29 protein-coding genes are annotated in these 24,004 nt (G+C 64.7%); 18 read left to right on the top strand and 11 right to left on the bottom strand.

The genetic code is table 11. The features are described 5' to 3' along the window. Positions 1-305: 305 nt before the first annotated feature. Both hslU and Q8M85_RS19150 read right to left on the bottom strand, forming a co-directional pair. A complete protein-coding gene (hslU, locus tag Q8M85_RS19155) occupies positions 306-1,604 on the bottom strand; it encodes an ATP-dependent protease ATPase subunit HslU (protein ID WP_305547549.1) in 1,299 nt (432 codons plus the stop codon). Then, entirely contained in the window at positions 1,601-2,662 is a 1,062-nt protein-coding gene (locus tag Q8M85_RS19150; RefSeq protein ID WP_305547547.1) for a hypothetical protein, read from the bottom strand. The genes hslU and Q8M85_RS19150 overlap by 4 nt, the downstream gene beginning before the upstream one ends. Before the next feature lie 208 nt (positions 2,663-2,870). Between Q8M85_RS19150 and Q8M85_RS19145 the strand changes: the two genes are divergently transcribed. Then, the gene (locus tag Q8M85_RS19145; protein ID WP_305547545.1) at positions 2,871-3,161 is read left to right on the top strand and encodes a BrnA antitoxin family protein; all 291 of its coding nucleotides are present in this window, start codon (positions 2,871-2,873) and stop codon (positions 3,159-3,161) included. A 46-nt stretch (positions 3,162-3,207) separates the two neighbouring features. After that, positions 3,208-4,425 carry a glycosyltransferase gene (locus Q8M85_RS19140; protein ID WP_305547543.1) on the top strand — a complete coding sequence of 406 codons (1,218 nt, stop codon included), beginning with the start codon at positions 3,208-3,210 and terminating at the stop codon, positions 4,423-4,425. On the opposite strand, the gene hslV is transcribed toward Q8M85_RS19140, so the two are convergent. Further along, on the bottom strand, positions 4,415-4,972 hold the full coding sequence (gene hslV / locus Q8M85_RS19135) for an ATP-dependent protease subunit HslV (RefSeq protein WP_305547541.1): 558 nt from the start codon (positions 4,970-4,972) through the stop codon (positions 4,415-4,417). The genes Q8M85_RS19140 and hslV overlap by 11 nt on opposite strands. A gap of 101 nt (positions 4,973-5,073) precedes the next feature. Further along, positions 5,074-5,343: a 30S ribosomal protein S15 gene (gene rpsO / locus Q8M85_RS19130; protein WP_305547539.1), complete on the bottom strand. Its 270-nt coding sequence runs from the start codon at positions 5,341-5,343 to the stop codon at positions 5,074-5,076. A gap of 288 nt (positions 5,344-5,631) precedes the next feature. On the opposite strand from rpsO, the gene Q8M85_RS19125 reads away from it, so the two are divergent. Then, positions 5,632-6,627, top strand: coding sequence for a calcium-binding protein (locus Q8M85_RS19125; RefSeq protein WP_305547537.1), 996 nt, complete (start codon positions 5,632-5,634; stop codon positions 6,625-6,627). Between the two features lie 5 nt (positions 6,628-6,632). On the opposite strand, the gene Q8M85_RS19120 is transcribed toward Q8M85_RS19125, so the two are convergent. Next, positions 6,633-7,133, bottom strand: coding sequence for a DUF1643 domain-containing protein (locus Q8M85_RS19120; RefSeq protein ID WP_305547535.1), 501 nt, complete (start codon positions 7,131-7,133; stop codon positions 6,633-6,635). A 252-nt stretch (positions 7,134-7,385) separates the two neighbouring features. On the opposite strand from Q8M85_RS19120, the gene Q8M85_RS19115 reads away from it, so the two are divergent. From Q8M85_RS19115 to queG, 4 genes are all read left to right on the top strand, one after another. Then, the gene (locus tag Q8M85_RS19115; protein ID WP_305547533.1) at positions 7,386-7,904 is read left to right on the top strand and encodes a DUF1269 domain-containing protein; all 519 of its coding nucleotides are present in this window, start codon (positions 7,386-7,388) and stop codon (positions 7,902-7,904) included. Between the two features lie 22 nt (positions 7,905-7,926). Continuing rightward, a complete protein-coding gene (mtgA, locus tag Q8M85_RS19110; protein ID WP_305547531.1) occupies positions 7,927-8,679 on the top strand; it encodes a monofunctional biosynthetic peptidoglycan transglycosylase in 753 nt (250 codons plus the stop codon). 70 nt (positions 8,680-8,749) lie between these two features. Continuing rightward, positions 8,750-9,427, top strand: coding sequence for a glutathione S-transferase family protein (locus tag Q8M85_RS19105; RefSeq protein ID WP_305547529.1), 678 nt, complete (start codon positions 8,750-8,752; stop codon positions 9,425-9,427). A gap of 48 nt (positions 9,428-9,475) precedes the next feature. Continuing rightward, on the top strand, positions 9,476-10,501 hold the full coding sequence (gene queG / locus Q8M85_RS19100) for a tRNA epoxyqueuosine(34) reductase QueG (protein ID WP_305547527.1): 1,026 nt from the start codon (positions 9,476-9,478) through the stop codon (positions 10,499-10,501). On the opposite strand, the gene Q8M85_RS19095 is transcribed toward queG, so the two are convergent. From Q8M85_RS19095 to Q8M85_RS19085, 3 genes are read right to left on the bottom strand one after another with little or no spacing between them, the layout of a single operon-like run. After that, positions 10,498-11,265, bottom strand: coding sequence for an SDR family oxidoreductase (locus Q8M85_RS19095; RefSeq protein WP_305547525.1), 768 nt, complete (start codon positions 11,263-11,265; stop codon positions 10,498-10,500). The two genes, queG and Q8M85_RS19095, sit on opposite strands and share 4 nt — an antisense overlap. 1 nt (position 11,266) lies before the next feature. After that, on the bottom strand, positions 11,267-12,121 hold the full coding sequence (locus Q8M85_RS19090) for a fumarylacetoacetate hydrolase family protein (RefSeq protein WP_305547523.1): 855 nt from the start codon (positions 12,119-12,121) through the stop codon (positions 11,267-11,269). A gap of 15 nt (positions 12,122-12,136) precedes the next feature. Beyond that, positions 12,137-12,871: an SDR family oxidoreductase gene (locus tag Q8M85_RS19085; protein ID WP_305547897.1), complete on the bottom strand. Its 735-nt coding sequence runs from the start codon at positions 12,869-12,871 to the stop codon at positions 12,137-12,139. Positions 12,872-13,027: 156 nt separating this feature from the next. Between Q8M85_RS19085 and Q8M85_RS19080 the strand changes: the two genes are divergently transcribed. Beyond that, a complete protein-coding gene (locus Q8M85_RS19080) occupies positions 13,028-13,195 on the top strand; it encodes a hypothetical protein (RefSeq protein ID WP_305547521.1) in 168 nt (55 codons plus the stop codon). 69 nt (positions 13,196-13,264) lie between these two features. On the opposite strand, the gene Q8M85_RS19075 is transcribed toward Q8M85_RS19080, so the two are convergent. Continuing rightward, complete coding sequence (locus Q8M85_RS19075) at positions 13,265-13,696, bottom strand: MarR family winged helix-turn-helix transcriptional regulator (protein WP_305547519.1); 432 nt, start codon at positions 13,694-13,696, stop codon at positions 13,265-13,267. Between the two features lie 103 nt (positions 13,697-13,799). Between Q8M85_RS19075 and Q8M85_RS19070 the strand changes: the two genes are divergently transcribed. Next, positions 13,800-14,228 carry an organic hydroperoxide resistance protein gene (locus Q8M85_RS19070; protein ID WP_305547517.1) on the top strand — a complete coding sequence of 143 codons (429 nt, stop codon included), beginning with the start codon at positions 13,800-13,802 and terminating at the stop codon, positions 14,226-14,228. Positions 14,229-14,292: 64 nt separating this feature from the next. Here Q8M85_RS19070 and Q8M85_RS19065 read toward each other — a convergent pair whose 3' ends face one another. Next, the gene (locus Q8M85_RS19065) at positions 14,293-15,159 is read right to left on the bottom strand and encodes a branched-chain amino acid aminotransferase (RefSeq protein ID WP_305547515.1); all 867 of its coding nucleotides are present in this window, start codon (positions 15,157-15,159) and stop codon (positions 14,293-14,295) included. A gap of 139 nt (positions 15,160-15,298) precedes the next feature. Between Q8M85_RS19065 and Q8M85_RS19060 the strand changes: the two genes are divergently transcribed. The 7 genes from Q8M85_RS19060 to Q8M85_RS19030 all read left to right on the top strand — a co-directional run bounded on the left by Q8M85_RS19060 (position 15,299) and on the right by Q8M85_RS19030 (position 21,361). Beyond that, positions 15,299-15,793: a MarR family winged helix-turn-helix transcriptional regulator gene (locus Q8M85_RS19060; protein ID WP_305547895.1), complete on the top strand. Its 495-nt coding sequence runs from the start codon at positions 15,299-15,301 to the stop codon at positions 15,791-15,793. Next, positions 15,790-16,488 (top strand): response regulator, encoded by a 699-nt coding sequence (locus Q8M85_RS19055; RefSeq protein WP_305547893.1) that lies wholly within the window; start codon positions 15,790-15,792, stop codon positions 16,486-16,488. Before Q8M85_RS19060 ends, Q8M85_RS19055 begins: the two co-directional genes overlap by 4 nt. A 115-nt stretch (positions 16,489-16,603) precedes the next feature. Beyond that, on the top strand, positions 16,604-17,512 hold the full coding sequence (locus Q8M85_RS19050) for a histone deacetylase family protein (protein ID WP_305547513.1): 909 nt from the start codon (positions 16,604-16,606) through the stop codon (positions 17,510-17,512). Next, positions 17,509-17,748 (top strand): exodeoxyribonuclease VII small subunit, encoded by a 240-nt coding sequence (locus Q8M85_RS19045; RefSeq protein WP_305547511.1) that lies wholly within the window; start codon positions 17,509-17,511, stop codon positions 17,746-17,748. Before Q8M85_RS19050 ends, Q8M85_RS19045 begins: the two co-directional genes overlap by 4 nt. Next, complete coding sequence (locus Q8M85_RS19040; RefSeq protein ID WP_305547509.1) at positions 17,745-18,614, top strand: polyprenyl synthetase family protein; 870 nt, start codon at positions 17,745-17,747, stop codon at positions 18,612-18,614. The genes Q8M85_RS19045 and Q8M85_RS19040 overlap by 4 nt, the downstream gene beginning before the upstream one ends. Before the next feature lie 19 nt (positions 18,615-18,633). Next, complete coding sequence (dxs, locus tag Q8M85_RS19035; RefSeq protein ID WP_305547507.1) at positions 18,634-20,547, top strand: 1-deoxy-D-xylulose-5-phosphate synthase; 1,914 nt, start codon at positions 18,634-18,636, stop codon at positions 20,545-20,547. Between the two features lie 178 nt (positions 20,548-20,725). Beyond that, a complete protein-coding gene (locus tag Q8M85_RS19030) occupies positions 20,726-21,361 on the top strand; it encodes a hypothetical protein (RefSeq protein WP_305547505.1) in 636 nt (211 codons plus the stop codon). Between the two features lie 50 nt (positions 21,362-21,411). On the opposite strand, the gene pip is transcribed toward Q8M85_RS19030, so the two are convergent. After that, positions 21,412-22,380: a prolyl aminopeptidase gene (gene pip / locus Q8M85_RS19025; protein WP_305547503.1), complete on the bottom strand. Its 969-nt coding sequence runs from the start codon at positions 22,378-22,380 to the stop codon at positions 21,412-21,414. A gap of 57 nt (positions 22,381-22,437) precedes the next feature. Between pip and ubiG the strand changes: the two genes are divergently transcribed. Together ubiG and Q8M85_RS19015 are read left to right on the top strand one after the other, a co-directional pair. Further along, positions 22,438-23,175, top strand: a complete 738-nt coding sequence (gene ubiG / locus Q8M85_RS19020; protein WP_305547501.1) for a bifunctional 2-polyprenyl-6-hydroxyphenol methylase/3-demethylubiquinol 3-O-methyltransferase UbiG — start codon at positions 22,438-22,440, stop codon at positions 23,173-23,175. A 53-nt stretch (positions 23,176-23,228) separates the two neighbouring features. Next, a complete protein-coding gene (locus tag Q8M85_RS19015; RefSeq protein ID WP_305547499.1) occupies positions 23,229-23,945 on the top strand; it encodes a class I SAM-dependent methyltransferase in 717 nt (238 codons plus the stop codon). The last annotated feature ends 59 nt before the right edge of the window (positions 23,946-24,004 follow it).

Below are 24,004 nucleotides of genomic sequence, written 5' to 3'. Positions count from 1 at the left end.
TCCGGCACCACGAAGGGAGAGGCGAGGGCCTGCGGCTGCAGCGCGTGCAATCGTGGCTGGCGCACCCGGTTGCGTCGAAGGGCGCCTCCGGCGGGGATATTTGGGCAAAGATGAAAGGCTGTCTGCGATCGTTGCTGCCTGTGCCAAGGCGGGACAGGCGGTTGGGTCAGCGCCAGCGGTCAGGTGCCGGACCAGTCGGACACCCGAAGTTTGATGGAGAGCCCGGTTGGTGTGCGGGTTTCGCAATCCACCACCCACCTGGTCCGGTGCCGGAGATGCCGCGATCCGGGAGAGTGGTGGGCCGGTTACAGCACGTAGCGCGAGATGTCGGCAGAGCGGGACAGGGCGCCGAGGTTGGTTTCGACGAAACCGGCGTCGACGGTCACCGACTGGCCGGAGCGGTCGGGGGCGTGGAAGCTGAGTTCCTCGAACACCCGCTCCATCACGGTGTAGAGGCGGCGGGCGCCGATGTTTTCGACACTGCGGTTCACGTCCGCCGCGATGCGGGCAAGCGCCGCGATCCCGTCGGGAGTGAAAGTGACGGTCACCCCTTCGGTCGCCATCAGGGCGGTGTATTGCCGCGTCAGGGCGTTATCGGTTTCGGTCAGGATGCGAACGAAGTCGTCTTCGGTGAGAGGCGAAAGCTCGACGCGGATCGGCAGGCGGCCTTGCAGTTCGGGCAAGAGGTCCGAGGGCTTGGCGATGTGGAAGGCGCCAGAGGCGATGAAGAGGATGTGGTCGGTCTTCACCGGACCATGCTTGGTCGAAACCGTCGTGCCCTCGATCAGCGGCAACAGGTCGCGCTGCACGCCTTCGCGGGAGACGTCGGCCCCGCGCGCGTCACTGCGGGCGCAGATCTTGTCGATCTCGTCCAAAAAGACGATGCCGTTTTCCTGCACCGCCTCCAGTGCTGTGGCGCGGACGGCTTCATCGTCGAGAAGCTTGTCTGCCTCTTGTCCGATCAGGATGTCATAGCTTTGCAGCACGGTCATGCGCTTGCGCGTCGAGCGGCCACCGAAGGCCTTGAACAGGTCCTGCAAGCCCTGCATCTGGGTGTCCATGCCGGGCATGCCGAAGCCAAGCGGCATGGCGGGAGCCGCATCGGCGACGTCGATTTCGATCATCGTGTCGTCCAGTTCGCCGCGCTTGAGTTTGCCCCGGAACATCTCGCGCGTTTGTTCGCGGGCCTCCTTTCCGGCAAGGGCTTCGACGACACGGTCCTCGGCGGCCTTGTGGGCGCGGGCTTTGACTTCCTCCCGCATCGCGGCGCGGGTGTCGTTTATCGCGACGTCGACAAGATCGCGCACGATGGAGTCCACATCGCGACCGACGTAGCCGACTTCGGTGAATTTTGTCGCCTCGACCTTGAGGAAGGGCGCGCGGGCCAGTTTGGCGAGGCGGCGGCTGATCTCGGTCTTGCCGACGCCGGTGGGGCCGATCATCAGGATGTTCTTCGGATAGACCTCATCCCGCAGATCGTCGCCAAGGCGCTTGCGGCGCCAGCGGTTGCGCAGGGCGACGGCGACGGCGCGCTTGGCTTCCTTCTGGCCGATGATGAAGCGGTCAAGTTCCGAGACGATTTCGCGGGGAGTGAGGTCGGTCATTCGGTCGATCCATAGGGCGGCAGGCGGGACTTGCCGGGGAAATCGGGAAGCAGTTCCATCACCCTGGCGCGCAGCTGCACCCACCAGGTGCCGATGGCGGTGATGAAGGCGCCGAGGACCAGTAGCGTGAAGATCCAACTGGTGCCGCCGTTGTCGCCCATTACCCAAGTGATGACGATGGCGATATAGACGATGGCAGCGGTGAGGAAGCTGCGACGGTCGATCACCAGCGCAAGCAGGGTGATGAACACCAGCGCCACGGCAAGAAACCCGGTCCCGCCGCCGTTCAGAAGGGTGAGGGCAACGGTATTGACCAGGGCGGGGGCGGCGAGAAGGTGGCACCAGAAGGCTGTGGCAGCGTGCCGACCCAGGCGGTAAGGGTCACGGGTGTCGAACCACATGCCAGTCAGGAAGGCGGCCATGCCGAAGAGCAGCGTGGCGGTCGCAAAGGCCGGACTTTCGGTCAGGTCGAAAAAGGTGCTGAAATCGTCGCCGCCCGTGACCAGACCAATCAGGTTTTCTGCCGAGGCGGTGATGGCATAGACCGCGCCCAGGGCGAAGGCGCCGGTCAGGAAGGCCGAAAAGGGCAGGCGGAACCGGCGATACCAGGCGATCATGCCAAGGGCAGAGGCGGTGAAGCCAAGGATGGCGATCGTGCGCTCACCCAGGTTGGCCTGGGCCAGGACGGTGAAGGTGAAGATGACGATGCCGATCCCGTAGGCGCTGGCAAGGACCATCGAGGGCAGCGTCATCCGGCGCTTGAGGGTGAAGTAGCCGGCCCACCACCAGGCGATGCCGGCGGTTGCAAGCGGCACCAGCGTCAGAAGTGCGAAGCCGCCGAACGCGGTGAGGAGCGCCGTCGCTCCGATCAGCAGGATGACCAGGCCGATGGAAATGAAGATCTCCGAGAAGCCGCGGAAGAATTCGAAGGGTTCGTCTTCCTGGGGCAGGCTGGCCCGCTTGCCGGCCCGGTCAGTGGCCAGAACCTGAACCGAGGCTGCCTGCGACTCGGTCAGGATGCCTGCAGCGACGGCAGCGCGAAGGTCTTCTGGGGTCATTCCGGGCAATCCTAAGCGGGAAACTGTCGGGGGAGAGATAAGGGGTTTGTCGGCGCAAACCAAGTGAGGTAAATTGTACTTGGCAGTCGGTATATACAATCGGGCGTTGCATATATACGGTTCGTATATATCGCAGTGGCGTGCAACCGTTTGAACAACAAAGAAAACGAGGCAGTGTTGAACGCTGTTGTTGAAGAGGGACGAGTGTATGGATGACGAAGCTCCCAAGCGGCTGAGTATCGCAGAGAAGCGCGCTTTGGCGGGTCCGCTGGTGTTGTCGCCGACCGAGCAGGTGCGGGAACTCCAGGTCGAGGCGTTGAGGACGGAGGGCTGGGCAGACGCCGAGCTGCCGGAGCAGACGCGGAAGAAACTGATCTCGCTGCGCGTGGATCCCGAAGTGCTGGACTTCTTCAAGGCGCAGGGGCCGGGGTATCAGACGCGGATGAACGCGGTGCTGACGGCCTATATGCAGGTCAAGAAAGAGTACGGCCAGTCTTGATCACATTGGTTGGTCACCGGTGCCTTGCGCCGTTGGCGCAGGGCCTATGACGTCGAAGGCAATCGTCCTGGGGATCACGGCAGACCTTGCCTTTGCGGCGGGGACGCTTCTGGCATCGATCCGGGCGCAGGACCCGGCGTGTGATGCGACAGTGCTGATCCTGCACGATGGCCTGGACATGGACCAGCAGGAGGCGCTTGGTCGGGTATGGCCGGGCTGTCGATTCCGGGTTTTCGACACAGAGGCGGCAGTGGCGCGGCTGGGCACGGCTTCGGAGCAGGTCGCGGGGTTCCTGAAGCACTATAGCGCCCTGGTGCTGGCCAAGCTGGACCTGCCCGAACTGCTGGCGGAGTTTGACAAGGTTCTGTGGCTGGATGCCGATATCCTGGTCCGGGGCCGGTTGGATGGGCTGTGGGACTTCGACTGCCTGGCCTGGCGCAGCCTGCCTGACGGAGCGTTCAAGCGGCGCGAAAAGGCGCTGGGGGTCTTTGCCGACCTGAAGCTGGACCCTTCCGTCCCGTTGCTGAATGGCGGCGTGATCGGTCTGTCGCGCCGGTTTGTGGAACTTGGCGGCTCATCGACGATGCTGCGCGGCTTTGCCAGGCGACTGGCGGGTCACGCGCCGAGCTCGCAGATTGATGAGCTGCCCTGGTATCTGGCGGCGGCGAGCCGGGCCATGCCGGTCACTGTGCTGCCGATGGCTTTGAATCATCCGGTCGGGGCGAAGGGGGCGGATGCGGCGGTTGTGGTGCATGCCATCGGAGCGCACAAGTTCTGGAACTGCACGCCGCTTCTTCAGCTGTTTCCCGACTGGTCACGACACCAGGAGACCTGGGTTGCGCAGGGCGGGCGGCCCTATGCGGGAGAGGTGCTGCTGGCCGAAGTGCATCCAGTGGAGCCGCATGAGGTGTTTCGTGCGGCCCAGGCGCGGGCGCACTGGTTGGCGGTGTTCGAGGATCTGAGGCCGGTGCTGCCGAGAGGCATGGTGGTGGATCTTCGGCACGACCAGAAGCACCTGCGCATCTTCCTGCATGCGCGGCCCGAGACCGAGCATCTCCGCCTGCACCGGCATGCGAATGAAAAGCGCATCGGTCTGGAGGCGATCCTGCCGCCCGACCTTCAGGCTCGGACAGTCGAGGCGGTCTGCAGTGGCGTCAAAGGGGCACGGCACGAGAAGGGTGCGTTGGTGAGCGTTCCGCTGACACAGATCGGCGCTGCGCTTGCGGCGACGGACGCCGTCCTGGAGCTGTCGGTCAGCCCTTGATCCGCTCGACCGTGAGGTTGCCGTTCGTGTAGACGCAGATGTCGGCGGCAATCGCCATCGCCTTGCGCGCGATGTCTTCCGCAGAAAGGTCGGTCGCCATCAGGCCCCGTGCCGCGGCAAGGGCGAAGTTTCCGCCCGATCCGATCGCGGCCACGTCATGTTCTGGTTCCAGCACGTCTCCGGCGCCAGTGATGACGAAAAGTTCAGAGCCATCGGTGACGATCAGCATGGCTTCCAGGTTGCGCAGATACTTGTCCATCCGCCAGTCCTTCGCCAGGTCGACGCAGGCCCGGGCAAGCTGACCCGGGGCGGATTCCAGCTTTTTCTCCAGCCGTTCCAGCAGGGTGAAGGCGTCAGCCGTCGATCCGGCAAAGCCGCAGACAACATCGTGACCGCCTGGCGACAGGCGGCGGACCTTGCGGGCGGTGCCCTTGATCACGGTCTGGCCAAGCGAGACCTGGCCGTCGCCCGCGACCACCACCTCACCACCGCGACGGACCGCGAGGATCGTGGTGCCGTGCCAGCCTGGGAACTTGTCGTCTGCCATGATGCGCTCCGTTTGGGTCTATATGGTGGGACGAAGGCCCAAGAGCAACGCAAAACGCCCGCGCCTTTCGGGCACGGGCGTTCCGTAAGCTGGTGCCGGGATTAGCGGCGCAGGCCGAGGCGGGCGATCAGCGAGGTATACCGCGCTTCGTCCGTCTTCTTGAGGTAGTCCAAGAGCTTGCGGCGCTTGGCAACCATCATCAGAAGACCACGACGCGAGTGGTTGTCCTTCTTGTGACCCTTGAAGTGCTCGGTCAGGGTGGCGATGCGCGACGACAGGATCGCAACCTGAACTTCCGGCGAGCCGGTGTCGTGTTCCTTGGTCGCGTAGTCCTTGATCAGGCGGGCTTTTTCTTCGACGGTGATCGACATCGGGGTCTCCTTGGCTAAGGTGATGGCGCAAGCCGGGATGTCGTCCAGCAGGGCCCTTGGAGGGTCCACCTTGCGGGTGGATGCGGGCGTATAGGCGGAAACCGGCGGCAAGAAAAGCGGATTCGCGCGAGCCGAGAGCAGGAAGTCCTTAACCTAGAGTCGCAGCCGCGCTTTGGACTGGGTGCAAAACGTGGTATCCCTTGGAAAGTTTTGTTGCGTTACCAGATAGTTAACGCAGATCTTCCTCCAGCCCGACAGGGGTCGGCTTGTGCAGTAGGGGTGTCCGGGGTGTTCGCATTGCTTGGTGTGTTTGGTGTGCTGATGGCCGGCCTTGCGGCCGACGCGTTGTTCTCCGGTCGACCGGATGAGCAAGAGGCGGAAGATCCCTATCCTGACGAGGATGAGGCGCAGCCTGAAGGCAACCTGCTGGATGACCTGGTTGGTGACCCCACTATCCCTACGTCAGACGATCTACCCGACGCGCCCGAGCAATCGCTGTATGTCAAGGGCGGGCAAGGTGCCGACCTGCTTGACGGCAGTCAGTCCTCGGACGAGATCTGGGGAAATGACGGTGCCGATCAGATCAATGCGCGCGGGGGTGACGACTGGATCGATGCGGGAGCCGGAAACGACATGGTCTGGGCGGGCGCGGGCGATGACAGCGTCAGCGGCGGCGATGGCAACGATACGCTTTATGGCGACGCGGGCGCGGACACGCTGCTGGGCGGCGCCGGGGCGGATTTGCTTGCGGGATGTGAAGACAATGACAGTCTGTCCGGTGGGGCCGGGTCCGACACCCTGATCGGAGGCGAGGGCGACGACTGGTTGTCCGGCGATGAGGATGCAGACTGGCTGGTCGGCGGGCTTGGCAACGACACACTTATCGGCGGCAGTGGCTCGGACGAGATGGATGGCGGCGCTGGCAACGACGTCATCTCGGGCGTCGAGGATGGTCCGCAGGAAAGCGACTTTCTGAACGGTCAGGAAGGCAATGACACGCTGATCGTCGGGGCTGGGGATTATGCAACCGGCGGTGAGGGCCAGGACGTCTTCGTGCTGCAGGAATGGATGTCCGAAAGCTCGATCGCCAATATCATGGATTATGATCCCAGCCAGGATCAACTGGTGGTGGTCTACGATGCGGAAATTCATCCCGATCCCGTTCTGACGATCGAGCAGAACGCCGGCGGGACCGGGCAGACGATCCTGCTTGATGGGGCGAAGGTTGCGGTGGTGAATGGCGCGCCGGTCAACCTGTCGGACATCCGGCTGGTTCCGGGCTGAACGGTCTACCAGGGCTGTGGCTGCTGGTCGTAGCCGACGTAAAGCGGGTGGCGCGGCTGGCCCTGGCCGGTCAGGCCCAGGTGCAGAAGCGTTGCCCCGGTTGCGCGCAGCAGCTGCGCGACCTGATTGCCCCGGTCAAGATGCAGGCCGTGGTTGCCCCAGGCACAGACGATTGTGTCGGCCCAGCCCACGCTGCCCAGGATGGAGGCGTCATTGTCCGGCCCAACCGGGTCCGCTACGGCCCGCATCACCTTGGGATCGGTCGCGCGGTAGGCGAAGATATTGGTCACTCGGAATGCTCCGAACCCCAGGGCGCGGGCGCGGCGTTCGCAGCGTTCGACCGTGGGGTCGTTCTGGAATTCGGTGGCGGTCGAAGGGTTCAGCATCAGGAACAAGGCCCTGGGACCTGGCCCCCAGACCCGGGTCAGAAGGTAGCGATACCGTTCGCAGTCGGAATAGACCGCTTCGGACAGGGCATCGCCCTTGGTGAAGCTGCGCGAGATCATCGGACAGGCCCCTTGATGAGAAGTGTGGCAGTCTCCCAGGTCGGACTGGGCAGCTTTCGTCGTATCAAGCGCGCGAGGAGCAGACCAGCCATGCAGCCAACCAGGTCCATCCTGGTGCTAGTGTCCAGGTGCAGAAACGGCAGTGCTTCGCCAGGCCGGGGCAGGCTTGACGCCGCCGGGCGATTCCGCTTGTTGCGCATTTGCTGTCGCGCCTAGATTAAAGGGCAGACTGAACCGGCGGTGGAGCCCTACGTGTCCGACCTGATCATAGCTGCATATCCCAGTCCGACCGCAGCTTTCGTGGCGGGCGAGGGCTTGGCGTCCCTGCAGCAGGAGGCGGGTGTCGAGCCGGAGGACATTGTTGTGGTGACCCGGACCGCCGCTGGACGGGTGTCGCTGAACCAGTCGATCGACCTCGCGACAGGCAAGCCCCTGGGGGGCGGGCGCTGGGCCGCGCTGATCGGGATGCTGTTCCTGGATGATCGCAAGCCCAGCGGCTCGGGCCGAGGTCTGGCCGAGCAGTTGCTGGCCGCCGGCCTCGACGCCGGCTTTCTGAATGAGGTTTCGCGGTCGCTGACCACGGGTGGTGCGGCACTGGGCATCCACGTCCGGCTACTGGGCGTCGATCGGGTGCGCGCGCGGCTGGCTGAGCTGAAGGGACACCCGACGGTCCTGCATGCCCGGTTGACTGCCGAGACGGAAGAGGCGCTGCATGACCTGCAGGCACAGATCCCGTCGTCCGTTCTGAACCAACCGGACGGGCTGATCTGATGCCCAGGCCTGCCGTTCGGCAATGACCGACAAAGCCAGCGACACGACAGAGACGCCGGCCCGGCGCAAGCGCAAGGCAAAGGCCGTCCCGCCGCCCCGTCGCCCGCTTTGGCGCGTCGGGCTGACATGGCTGGTCCGCGGACTGGGCGCAGTGGCGGCGCTGTATGCGTTTCTGGTATTGCTGTTCAGCTTCGTGCCGCCGCCGATCAACTTCTACCAGATGGGTGAAATCTGGCGGCTGGGCGGGATCGACAAGGATTGGGTCAGCTATGAAGAGATCGCCCCGGTGATGGGCCGGTCGGCGGTGGCGGCGGAGGACGCGAACTTCTGCAACCATTGGGGCTTCGACATGGCCGCGATCCGCGCGGCCATCGAAGCAGGCAGCAACCGTGGCGCCAGCACGATCAGTCAGCAGGTGGTGAAGAACGTCTTCCTCTGGCACGGCCGCAGCTGGATCAGGAAGGCGATGGAGGCAGCGCTGACCCCCGTTGTCGAGCTGGTCTGGTCGAAGGAACGGATCCTGGAGGTCTATCTGAACGTGGCCGAATTCGACGAGGGGGTCTTTGGGGTCCAGGCTGCGGCGCAGCATCATTTCGGGGTCGACGCGAAGGACCTGACGGCGCTGCAGGCGGCGCGGTTGGCGGCGGTGCTGCCCGATCCGCAAGGTCGCAGCGCCAGCGAGCCGTCCAGCTTTGTCCGCAGCCGGACCCGCGCGATCATCTCGGGCGCCGAGACCATTGCAGCGGACGGTCGTTCCGCCTGTTTCGAGGATTGATCCCGGCGCGGGGATTGAAATCCGGCCCCCGGCGCGGCAAGAGGGAGGGAAGACCGGAGGCCGCCGCCCGATGAACCGCCCCAGCAATCGACTTTACCACGTCCCCCTTTCCCCGTTTTGCCGCAAGGTGCGCCTGACCCTGGCGGAAAAGAGGATCGAGGTGGAACTGGTCGAAGAACGGTACTGGGAGCCCTCGCCCGACTTCCTGCGCCGCAACCCGGCGGGGAAGGTGCCGATCCTGAAGATGGGCACCCGGGTGATGAGCGAGAGCCAGGCAATCTGCGAGTATATCGAGGAGCTTGCCCCGGACCCGCCGCTTATGCCGAAGGGGGCCGAGGGGCGCTACGAGGTGCGGCGGCTCTGCGCCTGGTTCGACGACAAGTTCCACAATGAGGTGACGTCGAAGCTGCTGTACGAGCGGGTGAACAAGAAGGTCACCGGCCAGGGCTACCCGGATTCGAAGAACGTCAAGCTGGGCTCGACCCGGATCAAGTATCACCTGGACTACATGGCCTGGCTTCTGGACCAGCGACGCTGGCTGGCCGGGGACGCGATGACGCTGGCGGATTTCACGGCGGCGGCGCATCTGAGCTGCCTGGACTACATCAGCGACGTCGACTGGAACCGGCATGCGGTGCTGAAGGACTGGTACGCGAAGATCAAGTCGCGGCCGTCGTTCCGGCCTTTGCTGGCTGACCAGATCTCAGGCTTTCCGCCCTCGGCACATTATGCCGACCTGGATTTCTGATCCCTGCCCCCGGGGCGCTGCCCCGGACCCCGGGATACTTGTGCAAAGATGAAAGGGCTGACGAAAGAACAGCTGGTGGCGCGGGCCCTGGAGGAGGGATTCGTGAGGGTGGGCGTCTGCCGGCCAGATGCGGTGCCAGAGGCGGCGGGGCGGCTGCGGGCCTTTCTTGCCGAGGGGCGGCACGGGCAGATGGGCTGGATGGCCGAGCGGGAGGCATGGCGCGGCAATGCGGCGGCGCTGTGGCCAGAGGCGCGGTCGGTGATCATGCTGGCCGAGGCCTATACGCCAGACGGTGATCCGATGGCGGGCTTGGGACAGCGGGACCGGGGGGTGATCTCGGTCTATGCGCAGGGGAAGGACTATCATGACCTGGTGAAACGGCGGCTGAAGCGGCTGGGGCGGTGGCTGGTTGATGTCGCGGGATGCGAGATCAAGGTCTTCGTGGACACGGCCCCGGTGATGGAGAAACCGCTGGCACAGGCGGCGGGGCTGGGGTGGCAGGGGAAGCACACGAACCTGTTGGGGCGAGATCTGGGGAACTGGGTGTTTCTGGGGGCGATCTTCACGACGCTGGAGCTGGAGCCGGATACGCCGGAAGTCAGCCATTGCGGCACCTGTACCGCCTGTCTGGACATCTGCCCGACGAAGGCGTTTCCCGCGCCTTATCAGCTGGATGCGCGGCGCTGCATCTCGTATCTCACCATCGAGCACAAGGGTCCTGTAGATACGGAGCTGCGGGAGCGTATAGGCAATCGTATATACGGTTGCGATGACTGTCTTGCGGTCTGCCCGTGGAACAAGTTCGCGGTCGCGGCCCGGGAGATGGGGTATCAACCGAAGCACGCGCTGCCAGAGCTGGCAGAACTGGCCAGATTGGACGATTCGGCGTTCCGTGCGCACTTTGCCGGAAGTCCGATAAAAAGGATCGGGCGCGACAGGTTCGTGCGCAATGTATTGTATGCCATTGGAAACTCTGGGCTTCCAGCGTTGCGGCCTGTTGCTGCGGGTCTGACAGGAGATCCTGATCCGACGGTGGCCGATGCCGCGCGCTGGGCGGTTGCGCGGCTGGGCTAGTCCGCGATGGCCCGGTCAAGGTGGGTGTAACCGCCGTCGGGGAAGAGCCATTGGCCGGTGGTGTGTGAGCTGCGCGACGACAGAAGGAAGACGACGGTATCTGCGATCTCGCGCGGGGTGGTCATGCGGTGGCCAAGCGGGATGCGGCGGGTGATCCCGGCCAGGCGCTCTTCAGGGTTGTCGAAGGTTTTCAGCCAGTTGGCGTAGAGCGGCGTCATCACTTCGGCCGGGATCACGGCGTTGACACGGATGCCGTCCTTGAGGAAATCGGCGGCCCATTCGCGGGTCAGCCCCAGCTGGGCGGCTTTGGCGGCGACATAGGCCGACGTGCCGCCCTGCCCGGTCAGCGCGGTCTTGGAGGCGACGTTGACGATTGCGCCCTTCGTGGCGCGGAGGTCCTCGGCAAGGAGGTGGACGAGGGTGTAATAGTGGACGAGGTTGCGGTCGAGGCTTTGTCGGAAGGCTTTCGGTCCCGCCTCGATGCCGACGGAATCGTTGGCCCCAGCGTTGTTCACGAGACCGTCGATCTTCCCGTGTCTGGAACGGATCTCGGCGACGGCGCGGCGGCATTGGTCGTCATCCGAGAGGTCGGCGAGGACCACATCCGCCCGTGCGACCCCGGCCAACCACGCAGCATCGGGCGCGCGGCGGGTCAGGATCACGGGGATCGCGCCTTCTTCGGCCAAGACTTCGCTGACGGCAGCGCCGATGCCGGAGCCCCCGCCGGTAACAATGACGACCTTGTCCGTGAGCCGCAGGTCCATGTCAGGTCTTCACGACGCGCTGCGTCTGCTCGCCCAGGTTTTCGATCCCCAGGCGCACCACTTCGCCGCCCTTAAGATAAACCGGGGGCTTCTGGCCAAGGCCGACCCCGGGCGGAGTGCCGGTGGAGATCACGTCGCCCGGCTCCAGCGACATGAAGTGCGACAGGTACGAGACGATGTGGGCGACGCCAAAGATCATAGTGGCGGTGGAGCCGTTCTGGTAGCGGTGGCCGTCGACGTCGAGCCACATCTTCAGGTTGCCGATGTCGCCGGCCTCGTCCTTAGTCACAAGCCATGGGCCGGTGGGGCCGAAGGTGTCGCAGCCCTTGCCCTTGTCCCAGGTGCCGCCGCGTTCGTTCTGGTATTCGCGCTCCGAGACGTCGTTGATGACGCAGTACCCGGCGACATGGTCCAGGGCATTGGCCTCATCGATGTACTTGCCGCCGGTGCCGATGACGACGCCGAGTTCAACCTCCCAGTCGGTCTTGACCGAGCCACGGGGGATTTCGACGTCGTCGTCGGGGCCGCACATGGCGGTGATCCATTTGTTGAAGACGACAGGCTCTTTCGGGATCGCAGCGCCGGTTTCGGCGGCGTGGTCGGCGTAGTTGAGGCCGATGCAGATGAATTTGCGTGTGCCACCGACGCACGCGCCGAGACGGAGGTCTTTTTGCGGGGTGCCGGCGACGAGGGGGAGCGAGGCCGGGTCGAGCGCGGCAAGGCGTTTCAGGCTGTCGGGCGACAAGGCAGCGCCGCCGATGTCAGGGATATGGGCGGAAAGGTCGCGGACCTGGCCGTCTGCATCAAGGAGGCCAGGCTTCTCGGCGCCCTTCGGCCCGTAGCGGAGGAGTTTCATCGGGAGGTCCTTTGCTTAGATCGTGACGCCGCCGTCGACCAGGCAGGCCTGGCCAGAAACGAAGCGACTTTCGTCGGAGAGGAGGAAGACGACCATCGGGGTGATGTCGTCGGTGGTGGCAAGGCGCCCCATCGGCTGTCGGGAGATGAAGTCCTTCTCGGCCTGGACCGGATCAGTTGCGGCTGCGATGCGGCCTCGCAAGCTGGGCGTGTCGACGGTGCCGGGGCAGAGGGCGTTGCAGCGCAGGCCGGTTTTCACGAAATCCGCTGCGATGGCCTTGGTCAGGCCGATGACGGCGGCCTTTGTCGCCCCGTATGCGGTACGGTTCGGAAAGCCTTTGATCGACGAGGCCATGGAGGCCATGTTCAGGACCGAGGCTGTGCCGGTCTTGGTCGCCCGCTCCAGCATGCCGGGGATGAATGTGCGGCAGGTGTGGAACATCGACTTCACGTTCAGGTCGAAGGAAAAGTCCCAGTCCCGCTCGGTGACATCAAGGATGGTGCCGTTCGCGACGAAGCCTGCACAGTTGAACAGGCCGTCAAGTGGCGGGAGGCGGTCGCGGAGGGCGACGATCGCGGCGACGTCGGTGACGTCTAGGGGGTGGGTTTCCATATCCAGGCCGGAAAGCAACCCTGCGTCGCGGTCGGTGGCGATCACGGTGGCACCTTCCTTGGCGCAGGCCAGCGCGCTGGCGCGGCCGATGCCCTGGCCGGCGGCCGTGATCAGGATGGTCTTGCCTTGCAGTCGCATCATCTCCCCCCATTTCCTGGGGCGAGACTAGTCGGGGGGCGCGAGGAAGGGCAAGCGGTTCTCGGCCGGTTCTTGCTGGTTGGGCAGGCCAAGGGGGTTGGCGGATCGGCGATTCGGGTGCAGGATCATCGACCTGATGCAGCCTGGGAGGAAAGCATGAGCCGCCATCTTGCCGATCATCGCAGCCGGACCACCGGGAGTCGGGTGAAGCATTTCCTGCGTCTGGCCCGGACGCCTCGGGAAACCTGGCAGCGTCCGCGGGGCAAATCGGGGGCGACCCGGCTGATCCATTTCCTGCGCATCGAACGGGGCCGGACGGCCTGACTGTCCACGCTGGGCATCGCCCCAAGAACAAATAAAAACAACCGCTTGGATGTGGGCGTTAACGGCTTGTCAAGCTTTGGCCGGTTTCAACCGGTCGCGCAATGCAGCCAGGATGTCGCGCAGGTCGGCGAGGTCAGACATCGGCACGCCGGTCTTTTCCGCGAAGGCGCGCGGCAGGTCCGATGTACGGTCGGCAAGGGCACGGCCTTCGGCGGTGAGAGACAAGCGCACCTGGCGTTCGTCCTTGCCGTCACGACTGCGGCGGACCCAGCCAGCACCTTCCATCCGCTTGAGGAGAGGGGTCAGGGTGTTCGATTCCAGTCGCAGCTCGGACCCCATCTGCCCGACAGTCTGGCCGTCCAGCGTCGCCAGCGAGGCGAGCACCAGATATTGCGGGTAGGTCAGGCCCAGTGGCTGCAACAGAGGCGCATAGGCCGCGTGCACCGCATGGGCGGTCGAATGTAGCGCAAAGCAGAGCATATCGGCTGGGGCCAGGGTCATCGGCCCATATTATATCGCCCACGATTAAAATGCAAGTGATTGACGTCGGGCCGATTCTCGCCCATTTAAATCGTGCACGATTTAACTCTCAGCAGGAGACGGAATGTCAGTAGATACAAAGTATTGGACCGAGGCCAAGGCGACGGGTGGCGGGCGCAATGGGACTTCAGGCCTGGTGAACGGTCAGCTGACCGTGACGATGACCAGCCCGAAAGAGCTGGGAGGCTCGGGTCTTGGGCACAACCCGGAAGAACTTTTCGCGGTGGGCTATGCCGCCTGCTATCTGGGCGCGATGCGGTTTGCCGCCACCAGCGAGAAGCTGGGAACGGTGCCGGACAATGCGACGGTCAATGCCCATGTCGGCATCGGCGGTCGGTCGGAGGGCGGCTTCGGTCTGAAGGTCAGGCTGGTTGTGACGATGCCGGGTGTCGACCGCTCGGTGGCCGAAAAGATCGCCGAGCGCGGCCATTTCATCTGCCCCTACTCGCACGCGACCAAAGGCAATATCGAGGTCGTGACCGAGGTTGTCTGACCTTGAACCGAAACTGAAAAGGCCGGGCGAAAGGCCCCGGCCTTTTGCTTTTCACACAGCAGTCTTAGGACCGGACCAGCTTTTCATATTCGGTGGCCACACGGCGGGTCAGCTCGCCCACTTCAAACTTGAAGTCGCCGATCTGGCCGACAGGCGTGACTTCGGCGGCGGTGCCGGTCAGCCAGCACTGTTCGAAGGTCGCCAGTTCCTCGGGCATGATGTAGCGTTCGTGGACCTTGATCTGCATGTCCTTGAGCATCCCGATGATGGTCTGCCGGGTGATGCCGTTCAGGATGCAGTCGGGGTTCGGGGTGTGAACCTCGCCGTCCTTGACGAAGAAGATGTTGGCGCCGGTCGCCTCGGCGACGTAGCCGCGGTAATCGTAGAACAGCGCGTCCGAGCAGCCCTTGGCCATCGCGGCGTGCTTCGACATGGTGCAGATCATGTACAGGCCCGCGGCCTTGGCGGCGGTAGGGATGGTTTCGGGCGAGGGACGCTTCCACTTGGCGATGTCGAGTTTCGCGCCCTGCATCTTGGCGTCGCCGTAGTAGGCCCCCCAGGACCAGCAGGCGATGGCAAGGCGGACCGGGTTGCCGAGGGAGGCGACGCCCATCTCGTCCCCCGCGCCGCGGAAGGCGATGGCGCGGACATAGGCGTCGGTCAGGCCATTGGCCTTCAGGACCTCGACCTTGGCGGCGTCGATCTCATCGGCAGTGTAGGGGATCGGCATGTCCAGAAGACGGCCGGACTCCAAGAGGCGCAGCGAATGTTCGTGGCTTTTGAAGATCTTGCCGTTGTAGCAGCGTTCGCCTTCGAAGACCGAGGAGGCGTAGTGGAGCGCGTGGGTCAGGATGTGGACGTTCGCCGAACGCCATTCCACCAGCTTGCCATCCATCCAGATGAACCCGTCCCGATCGTCGTAGCCTGCCATTTCCGCCTCCAGCTTTGCGAAAGTTGCGCCTGAAAGGTCCGCTTCGGACAGATTCTTGCGCGAAATCGAACAGGAATTATGGGTTCGTGCTTGGAAAGTCAACAAGGCTGACGTAAATTCCGGCAAAACGGAGGTGGCGATGGCGGAAACACCGGGCGGCGAGAACCTGCTGTTCCTGACCGACGAGCAGTTGCGCAAGGGCATCGAGGCGATGTTCTTCGCCTATCGCGGTTTCACGGCCGACCCGGACCGTATTCTGGAAGGGATGGACTATGGTCGCGCGCATCACCGGGCGATCCATTTCATCCATCGGTCCCCCGGCACGACGGTTTCCAATCTGCTGGCGATCCTTGGTGTTACAAAGCAGTCGTTGAATCGTGTGTTGCGGACCCTGATCGAGGATGGCCTTGTTCGCAGTGAAAAGGGCAAGGTGGATGCGCGGGAACGGCATCTGCATTTGACGGACAAGGGACAGATGCTGGAACGGGAATTGTCGGACGCGCAACGGGCGCGGATGCGGGCGGCGTACCGGGCGGTGGGGCCGCAGGCGGTGCAGGGTTTCCGGCAGGTGCTGGAGGCGATGATGGACCCCGAGATGCGGCGCCAATACAACCGCCTGAAGGAGGGCGGCTGATGGTCCCGGACGCGCATCTGCTGATCGTCGATGACGACGAACGGATCAGAGGGCTTTTGCAAAAGTTCCTGATGCGGAACGGTTTTCTGGTTTCAATCGCGCGCGATGCTTCGCAGGCCCGGAAGATCCTCGCCGGGTTGGAGTTCGACCTGATCGTGATGGATGTCATGATGCCGGGCGAGGATGGTGTCAGCCTGACGCGGGATCTGCGCAAGCGGATGGGGACTCCGATCCTTCTGCTGACCGCGCGGGGCGAGGCAGCAAACCGGATCGAGGGGCTGGAGGCCGGGGCGGATGACTATCTGGTCAAACCGTTCGAACCGAAGGAGCTGCTTCTGCGGATCAACGCGATCCTGCGGCGGGTCCCTCAGGTCAAGCCGGCCGAGCCGGTGCGCCAGATCCTCCATCTGGGCGCGGTGCGCTATGATCTGGACCGGGGCGAGATGTGGCGCGGGGAGGTTCCGGTGCGCCTGACGGCGACCGAGGCGCAGCTGATGCGGGTGTTCGCGGCGGCCCCCGGCGTGGCGATCAGCCGGGAGAAGCTGGTGAGCGAGACCGGCGGCGAGGACGCGGCGCAGGAGCGGGCAGTGGATGTGCAGATCACACGCCTGCGGCGGAAGATCGAGGACGACCCGAAAGTGCCGCGCTATCTGCAGACGGTGCGGGGCGAGGGGTATATGCTGCAACCGGATTGAACTGGTGGCTGGCGTCGGACCGGGGGCCAGCCCCCCAGTCCATTGGTTTCTTGCCCGAATGGCGAAACCAAAGGACTACCCCGGGATACTTCTGCAAAGATGAAAGGGTTAACGCGTGCTTGTCTTCACACACGAGGCGTTTCGCGGCCACGCGACTCCACCAGGGCATCCCGAACGGGTCGAGCGGTTGGACGCGGTGGAGCGCGGGCTTGCCGGTTTGGTGGTGGAGCGGCGGGACTGCCCGTTGGGGGATGAGGCGGAGGTGCTGCGCTGCCATCCGGCGGGGTATCTGGCGCGGGTGAAGGCGGCGGTTCCGGTCGAGGGTTGGGCGCAGCTGGATGGGGATACGTTTCTGTCGCCGGGTTCGTATCAGGCCGCGCTGCGGGCGGTCGGGGGGATCTGTGCAGCAGTCGATTCGGTGGTTTCAGGCGCGGCGAAGACGGCCTTTGTGGCAGGGCGGCCCCCGGGGCATCACGCCGAGCGCGAGACGGCGATGGGGTTCTGTCTGTTCGGGACGGTCGCCATCGGCGCGAAGCGGGCGCTGGATCATCACGGGTTGAAGCGCGTAGCGGTGGTGGACTTCGACGTGCATCACGGGAACGGGACGCAGGATCTGCTGTGGGAAGAAGGTCGGTGTCTGTTCATCTCCAGCCATCAGATGCCGCTGTATCCGGGTTCAGGGCGGCCGGAGGAGCGGGGCGCGCATGGGCAGATCGTGAATGTCCCTTTGCGGGCCGGGTCCGGCGGGAGGGCGATGCGGGAAGTGTATGACGGCGTGGTCTTTCCGGCGTTGGCGGCATGGGAACCTGAGTTGCTGCTCATATCGGCGGGGTTCGATGCGCATGCGGATGATCCGCTGGCGGGGCTGGAGTGGCAGGCGGAGGACTATCGCTGGCTGACCGAGCGCCTGTGCGATTTTGCCGGGGGGCGGGTGGTATCGTCCCTGGAGGGTGGCTATGATCTGGATGCGTTAGCGGCATCCGTTGCCGCGCATGTTGGGGTGCTGGAGGAGCGGGGTCGATGACTGACAAAGCGGTGGATACGATGAGCTTCGAGGAGGCGATGGCCGCCCTGGAGCAGGTCGTGGGGGCGCTGGAGCGGGGCGAAGTGCCGCTGGAGCAGTCGATTGCGTTGTATGAGCGGGGGGCCGCGTTGAAAGCGCATTGCGCCAAGAAGCTGGCCGAAGCCGAGGAGAAGGTGGAACTGATCCGGGCTCAGGAAGGTCGGGCGGTGGGCACGACTCCGGCGGAGGGGATGTGAGTTTTTCGCAGCGGTTGGCGGCAGATGCCAGGCTGGTCGAGGCTCGGCTGCTGAGCGCGCTGGAGAACCGGGCGGATCAGCCGGTGACGCAGGCGATGCGCTATGCGCTGCGCGGAGGCAAGCGGTTGCGCGGGTTTCTGGTGCTGGAAAGCGCGCGGATGCTGGGGGTCGCGGAGACACGCGCGGCAAGTGCGGCGGCAGCGATCGAGGCGCTGCATGCCTATTCCCTTGTGCATGATGATTTGCCCTGCATGGACGATGACGACCTGCGGCGGGGACAGCCGACAGTACACAAGAAATGGGACGAGGCGACGGCGGTTCTGGCAGGGGATGCCTTGCAGACGCTGGCGTTCGAATTGCTGTGCGACCCGGCGCTGGGGTCCTCGGACGTGCGGATGGAGCTTGTTGCCGGATTGGCCAAGGTCTCCGGGATCGACGGGATGGTCCTGGGTCAGGCGCTGGACATCGCGGCGGAGACGGCGGGGCGGTCGTTGACGCTGGAGGAGATCACGGTCTTGCAGGCGGGGAAGACCGGGGCGCTGATCGGCTTTGCGGCCGAGGCGGGCGCGGTGATCGCGGGGGCGGATCGCGCGCCCTTGCGGCGCTATGCCGCTGCGCTGGGGCTGGCGTTTCAGATCGCGGACGACATCTTGGACGTGGCGGGCGATGAGGCCAAGACCGGCAAGCGGCTGCACAAGGATGCAGATGCCGGAAAGGCAACTTTCGTCTCTCTGCTTGGGCTGGACGGAGCCAGGGCGCGGGCGGCGGAGTTGGTGGCCGAGGCCGAGGCGGCGCTGGCCGGGTATGGAAATGGTGCGGCCAACTTGATTGCCGCAGCGCGCTTCGTTATCGCGCGGGACAGTTGACCCGGCAAAGGCAGGCATGATGACCGACCGACCCGCTACTCCGCTGCTTGACCGGGTGACGTTGCCCTCGGACCTGAAGACCTTGAGTGATCGGGAGCTGCACCAGCTGGCCGGTGAACTGCGGGCCGAGACGATCTCGGCGGTGTCGGTTACGGGCGGACATCTGGGTGCTGGGCTGGGTGTGGTGGAGTTGACGGTGGCTTTGCATGCCGTCTTTGATACCCCCCGTGACAAGCTGATCTGGGATGTGGGCCACCAGTGCTATCCGCACAAGATTCTGACCGGGCGGCGGGACCGGATTCGCAGCTTGCGGATGGAGGGCGGTCTGTCAGGCTTCACGAAGCGGTCGGAAAGCCCCTATGACCCGTTCGGCGCGGCACACTCGTCGACGTCGATCAGCGCGGCGCTGGGCTTTGCGATGGCGTCAGACCTTGGCGGCGATCCGGGCGACGCGATTGCAGTGATCGGCGATGGGGCGATGTCGGCGGGCATGGCGTTCGAGGCGATGAACAACGCAGGCCACCTGGGCAAGCGGCTGTTTGTCATCCTGAACGACAACGAAATGTCGATTGCCCCGCCCGTGGGGGCAATGTCGGCCTATCTGAGCGGGCTTTACGCGGCTGCGCCGATGCAGGACCTGAAGCAGGTGGCAAAGGGGATCGTCGGCCTCTTGCCCTCGCCGTTCCAGGAGGGGGCGAAGCGGGCAAAGGACATGCTGAAAGGCATGGCCGTGGGCGGGACCTTGTTTGAATCGCTGGGGTTCGAATATGTCGGGCCGATTGACGGGCATGACCTGGACCAGTTGCTGCCAGTGCTGCGGACAGTGAAGGCGCGGGCGACGGGGCCGGTCTTGCTGCATGTGCTGACCAAGAAGGGCAAGGGCTACGCTCCGGCCGAGGCGGCGCGGGACAAGGGACACGCGACAGGCAAGTTCGACGTGGTGACCGGGGTGCAGGTGAAGGCGGCGTCCAATGCTCCGGCCTACACCAAGGTCTTTGCACAGTCGCTGGTGGCGGAAGCCGAGCGGGATGAGAAGATCGTCGCGGTGACGGCGGCGATGCCGGACGGGACGGGGCTGGACCTGTTCGCAGGACGGTTCCCGAAGCGGTGCTTCGACGTGGGGATCGCCGAGCAGCACGCGGTGACCTTCAGCGCCGGGCTGGCGGCGGGCGGAATGAAGCCGTTCTGCGCGATTTACTCGACATTCTTGCAGCGCGGGTACGATCAGGTCGTGCACGATGTAGCCATCCAGCGGCTGCCGGTGCGTTTTGCCATCGACCGCGCGGGGTTGGTGGGCGCCGACGGGGCCACCCATGCGGGGGCTTTTGACATCGGGTTCCTCGCGAACCTGCCGGGGTTCGTGGTGATGGCCGCCGCGGACGAGGCGGAACTGGTGCACATGGTCGCCACGGCGGCGGCGCATGACGCGGGGCCGATTGCGTTCCGCTATCCGCGCGGTGAGGGTGTGGGGGTAGAGATGCCAGCGCGCGGCGTGCCGCTGGAGATCGGCAAGGGCCGGGTTCTGCGGGAGGGCTCGCGGGTGGCTTTGCTGTCATTCGGCACGCGGCTGGCGGAAAGCCTGACGGCGGCCGAGGCCCTGGCGGCGCGCGGCGTTTCGGTGACCGTGGCGGATGCGCGCTTCGCCAAGCCGCTGGACCGGGAGCTGGTATTGCGGCTGGCGCGGGAGCATGAGGCGCTGGTGACGGTCGAGGAAGGCGCAGTCGGCGGCTTCGGGTCGCATGTGGCGCAGTTGCTGGCCGAGGAAGGGGTGTTCGACCGGGGGCTGAAGTTCCGGTCTTTGGTCCTGCCGGACATCTTCATCGACCAGGCCTCACCCGAGGCGATGTACCGCGTCGCAGGCCTGGATGCGGGGCATATCGAGGCCAAGGTGCTGGCGGCGCTGGGCGTCGCGGTAGTGGGGAAGCGGGCCTAGGTGTCGACACGGGTTGGGTGCGGCCACTTGAGTTCCAAGGGAGCTGCCAAGGGCTTCGGCCTCGTCGCCTGCAATTTTCAGAACGCCTAATTCCTGTGCAGACTGTTCCCTGGGGAACAGCGGCGGCTGTGACGATGTCTCTACTGTCGGTCAAACACCGATAGTTGAGGGTCCTGCGATGACTGATCATGCCGTTTCGTTGAAAGCGGAACTTGCCCAGCGCCTGAGCGGTCCGGGCGGCCTTTACAACATGGGCAATGCGTTGGGGCTGCTGGGCGGTCTGTCGTTCCATGTTGCCGCCGCGATGGCGGTCAGCGGGTCCGGGCTTGGACATGGACTGGATGCCTTTGCCGACTACTTTGCCGGCAGTCTGGGTGCCACGGCGATCACATTGGCGATGCTGATCTTTTTCTGGTCGGGTGAGCAGTACCACCGGGCCTGGGCTCTGGGCGCGCCGCCTGATGCCGCGTTGAACCGGATGGGCGATCTTTCGTCCGGCTGGGGCGCGCTGGCCCTGGGGTTGGGCCTGTTCCTGTTGGGTCAGCCTGTGCTGGCCGCGACGTCGGGCCTGATGCACGCCGCCGGAAAGTTCGGCAGTGCACTTCCCGAATGGGTGCAGTCGCGGTTGCCCTTCGGGCCCCGGACCTTTCGCCTGACCGTCGTGGCAAGCCGCCTTCCGGCGCTGGTTGCGGTGCTGATTCAGGCCCAGTCGGCTGGTGCGGCGGGGCAGACACAGCCGCTGGCGGCAAGCGGACTGCTTTTGCTGTGCTATGGTCTGTGGCTGAAGGCGGACGTCGCGCTGATGCGGAGTTGATCAGCCTGCGGGCTGTGCGTGGCGCAGGGAAACCCGGGCTGAAGCCCGACCTACGACCGCAAACCGTCCATCACCCGAACCAGCGCTTCGGAGATCCCCGGCTCGGACAGGGCATGGCCCGCCATCGGGACCATCTTCAACTCGCAGGCTTTCCAGCCCTGCGCCAGCGACCAGGCCGAGTGCGGCGGGCAGATCATGTCGTAGCGGCCCTGGATGATGGTGGCGGGGATATGCTCGATCCGCTTGCGTTCGCGCAGGATCCAGCCGTCACATTCCAGAAAGCCCGCGTTCTGGAAATAATGGTTTTCCAACCGGGCAAAGGCGCGGGCGTAGTCGGATGGGCTTTCGCCAAGCGCGCCCTCGTTCTGGATCGATGCAAGGGCATTTTCCCAGTTGGCCCAGATGCGACCGTAGCGGGTTTCCTCGACCAGATTGCCGGAGAAGAGGCGGCGGTGGTAGGCGGCGATCAGGTCGCCACGCTCGGCCTCGGGGATGACCTCGACGAAGCGCGACCAGAGATCGGGGAAGAAGGCCCCTGCCCCACCGCCGTAGAACCAGGTCAGCTCGGCCCTGGTGGCGAGGAAGACGCCACGCAGGACAAGGTGCGAGACGCGTTCGGGATGGGTAATGGCGTAGATCAACGCCAGCGTCGCGCCCCAGCTGCCGCCGAAGCAGACGAGGCGGTCGATGCCCAATGTCTGCCGGATCGTCTCGACATCCTGGACCAGATGCCAGGTGGTGTTCGCGGTGACGCTGGCATGGGGGCGCGAGCGGCCGCAGCCGCGCTGGTCGAACAGAACGACACGGAACACGCGGGGATCGAAATAGCGGCGCATCGCCGGGGAACAGCCGCCCCCCGGTCCGCCGTGGAAGACCATGACGGGGATACCGTCGGGTCGACCGCACTGTTCGACATAGACCCGGTGCCCGTCGCCCATGTCGATCACGCGCTGATCGAACGGATCGATCGGCGGGTAAAGGTATTCGACTGCGCGCTTTTGACCTGATCTCTGATCCATATGCACACTATATACGCCGGGACAGCCCGGAGTCGAAAGGGCAAAGAGGAGGCAGCGATGGCGGTTGATACGGTTGACCCCGCGGAAGTGGCCAAGTTCGAACGCATGGCGGCGGAATGGTGGGACCCGAACGGGAAGTTCAAGCCTTTGCACATGCTGAACCCTTGCCGGTTGGACTATATCACCAACCAGATCGCGGCAGAGTTCGGGCGCGACCTGACGGGTGCATTGCCGTTCACGGGGCTGCGGATTCTGGACATCGGCTGCGGCGGGGGTCTTCTGTCCGAGCCGATGGCGCGGCTGGGGGCCGAGGTCGTGGGTGCCGATGCAGCCGAGCGGAATATTCCGGTAGCCCAGGCACATGCCAAGCAGTCGGGGCTGGCGATCGACTACCGCCATACGACGGCCGAGGCGCTTGCGGCTGCGGGTGAGCAGTTCGACGTGGTGCTGAACATGGAAGTGGTCGAGCATGTCGCCGACCCGCAGGCTTATCTGACCGCCTGCCAGCAGTTGCTGAAGCCCGGCGGGTTGATGATCTGTTCGACGCTGAACCGGAACCCGAAAAGCTTCATGATGGCGATCATCGGGGCGGAATGGGTGATGCGCTGGCTGCCGAAGGGCACCCATGACTGGGCAAAGTTCATTACACCGGACGAATTGTACGCGCTGATCGGGAAGGCGGGCCTGCGCCCGGTCGACCGCAAGGGGATGGTCTTCAACCCGGTCACCTGGCGTTGGAGCCTGTCGGACCGGGATCTGAGCTGCAATTATGTGACCGCTTCGGTCAAGGGCTGACGTCTGGACCAGGCCGCCAGAAGCGGCCAGACTGCGGGCCAAAGAGGTGCCCCATGACCGAGTGCAACTATTTCCGCGACTATCCGGCCCGGACCGGCGACCGGATGCTCTTCAAGATGGAGCACTATCTGGAGCAATATGATGCTCTTCTGGGGTCCTGGCAGGGGCGGGACATCAGCTTTCTGGAGATCGGGGTCTACAAGGGCGGGTCGCTGCCGATGTGGCAAGGGTTTTTCGGACCTGCGTCCCGGCTGGTGTTCCTGGACATCGACCCGGCGTGTCGCGCTCTGGCGCTGCCGGGGACGGTGGTGGAGATCGGGGATCAGGCGGACCCGGATTTTCTTGGCCGGGTGGGCGCTGCCCACGGGCCGTTCGACCTGATTGTCGATGATGGTGGGCACAAGATGCACCAGCAGATCACCAGCTTCCGCCATCTCTGGCCCCGGCTGGCCGACCGGGGGCTGTATATCGTCGAGGACGTGCATACGAGCTATTGGCCGGGCTTTGGCGGCGGGTTCCGCGAGCCTGACAGCTTCGTCGAGTTCGCCAAGGACCTGATTGACCGGATGCATTCCTGGTACACCGAGGACGACGCCGGGTTTCCGCTTCACCCGCTGGCACGGGAAATCGGGGGGATCAGGTTCCATGACAGCCTTGTGGTGATCGAAAAGCGGTTGAAAGAGGCTCCGGTGGCGTTGACGGCGCAGAACGGCAAGGTGGGGCGGTCGCGGCGGATGCTGGAGGTGCGGGGGCGGCGGTCGATCTTCTGACTTCTTGCATCGGGGGGCCTTCGCCATTAGCAGGGAAGCCGATTTGCAGGAGACCAGTG

The sequence above is a fragment of the Tabrizicola sp. genome (assembly GCF_030694085.1).
GTDB lineage: Bacteria > Pseudomonadota > Alphaproteobacteria > Rhodobacterales > Rhodobacteraceae > Tabrizicola.
Note: the sequence above shows the minus strand (reverse complement) of the source record. Positions and strands in the feature narration are given on the sequence as shown.

Coding starts and splice junctions, on each gene's coding strand:
- hslU (WP_305547549.1), bottom strand. CDS start 1,604: ATGACCGACCTCACTCCCCGCGAAATCGTCTCGGAACTTGACCGCTTC.
- Q8M85_RS19150 (WP_305547547.1), bottom strand. CDS start 2,662: ATGACCCCAGAAGACCTTCGCGCTGCCGTCGCTGCAGGCATCCTGACC.
- Q8M85_RS19145 (WP_305547545.1), top strand. CDS start 2,871: ATGGATGACGAAGCTCCCAAGCGGCTGAGTATCGCAGAGAAGCGCGCT.
- Q8M85_RS19140 (WP_305547543.1), top strand. CDS start 3,208: ATGACGTCGAAGGCAATCGTCCTGGGGATCACGGCAGACCTTGCCTTT.
- hslV (WP_305547541.1), bottom strand. CDS start 4,972: ATGGCAGACGACAAGTTCCCAGGCTGGCACGGCACCACGATCCTCGCG.
- rpsO (WP_305547539.1), bottom strand. CDS start 5,343: ATGTCGATCACCGTCGAAGAAAAAGCCCGCCTGATCAAGGACTACGCG.
- Q8M85_RS19120 (WP_305547535.1), bottom strand. CDS start 7,133: ATGATCTCGCGCAGCTTCACCAAGGGCGATGCCCTGTCCGAAGCGGTC.
- mtgA (WP_305547531.1), top strand. CDS start 7,927: ATGACCGACAAAGCCAGCGACACGACAGAGACGCCGGCCCGGCGCAAG.
- Q8M85_RS19105 (WP_305547529.1), top strand. CDS start 8,750: ATGAACCGCCCCAGCAATCGACTTTACCACGTCCCCCTTTCCCCGTTT.
- queG (WP_305547527.1), top strand. CDS start 9,476: ATGAAAGGGCTGACGAAAGAACAGCTGGTGGCGCGGGCCCTGGAGGAG.
- Q8M85_RS19095 (WP_305547525.1), bottom strand. CDS start 11,265: ATGGACCTGCGGCTCACGGACAAGGTCGTCATTGTTACCGGCGGGGGC.
- Q8M85_RS19090 (WP_305547523.1), bottom strand. CDS start 12,121: ATGAAACTCCTCCGCTACGGGCCGAAGGGCGCCGAGAAGCCTGGCCTC.
- Q8M85_RS19085 (WP_305547897.1), bottom strand. CDS start 12,871: ATGCGACTGCAAGGCAAGACCATCCTGATCACGGCCGCCGGCCAGGGC.
- Q8M85_RS19080 (WP_305547521.1), top strand. CDS start 13,028: ATGAGCCGCCATCTTGCCGATCATCGCAGCCGGACCACCGGGAGTCGG.
- Q8M85_RS19075 (WP_305547519.1), bottom strand. CDS start 13,696: ATGACCCTGGCCCCAGCCGATATGCTCTGCTTTGCGCTACATTCGACC.
- Q8M85_RS19070 (WP_305547517.1), top strand. CDS start 13,800: ATGTCAGTAGATACAAAGTATTGGACCGAGGCCAAGGCGACGGGTGGC.
- Q8M85_RS19065 (WP_305547515.1), bottom strand. CDS start 15,159: ATGGCAGGCTACGACGATCGGGACGGGTTCATCTGGATGGATGGCAAG.
- Q8M85_RS19060 (WP_305547895.1), top strand. CDS start 15,299: ATGGCGGAAACACCGGGCGGCGAGAACCTGCTGTTCCTGACCGACGAG.
- Q8M85_RS19045 (WP_305547511.1), top strand. CDS start 17,509: ATGACTGACAAAGCGGTGGATACGATGAGCTTCGAGGAGGCGATGGCC.
- dxs (WP_305547507.1), top strand. CDS start 18,634: ATGACCGACCGACCCGCTACTCCGCTGCTTGACCGGGTGACGTTGCCC.
- Q8M85_RS19030 (WP_305547505.1), top strand. CDS start 20,726: ATGACTGATCATGCCGTTTCGTTGAAAGCGGAACTTGCCCAGCGCCTG.
- pip (WP_305547503.1), bottom strand. CDS start 22,380: ATGGATCAGAGATCAGGTCAAAAGCGCGCAGTCGAATACCTTTACCCG.
- ubiG (WP_305547501.1), top strand. CDS start 22,438: ATGGCGGTTGATACGGTTGACCCCGCGGAAGTGGCCAAGTTCGAACGC.
- Q8M85_RS19015 (WP_305547499.1), top strand. CDS start 23,229: ATGACCGAGTGCAACTATTTCCGCGACTATCCGGCCCGGACCGGCGAC.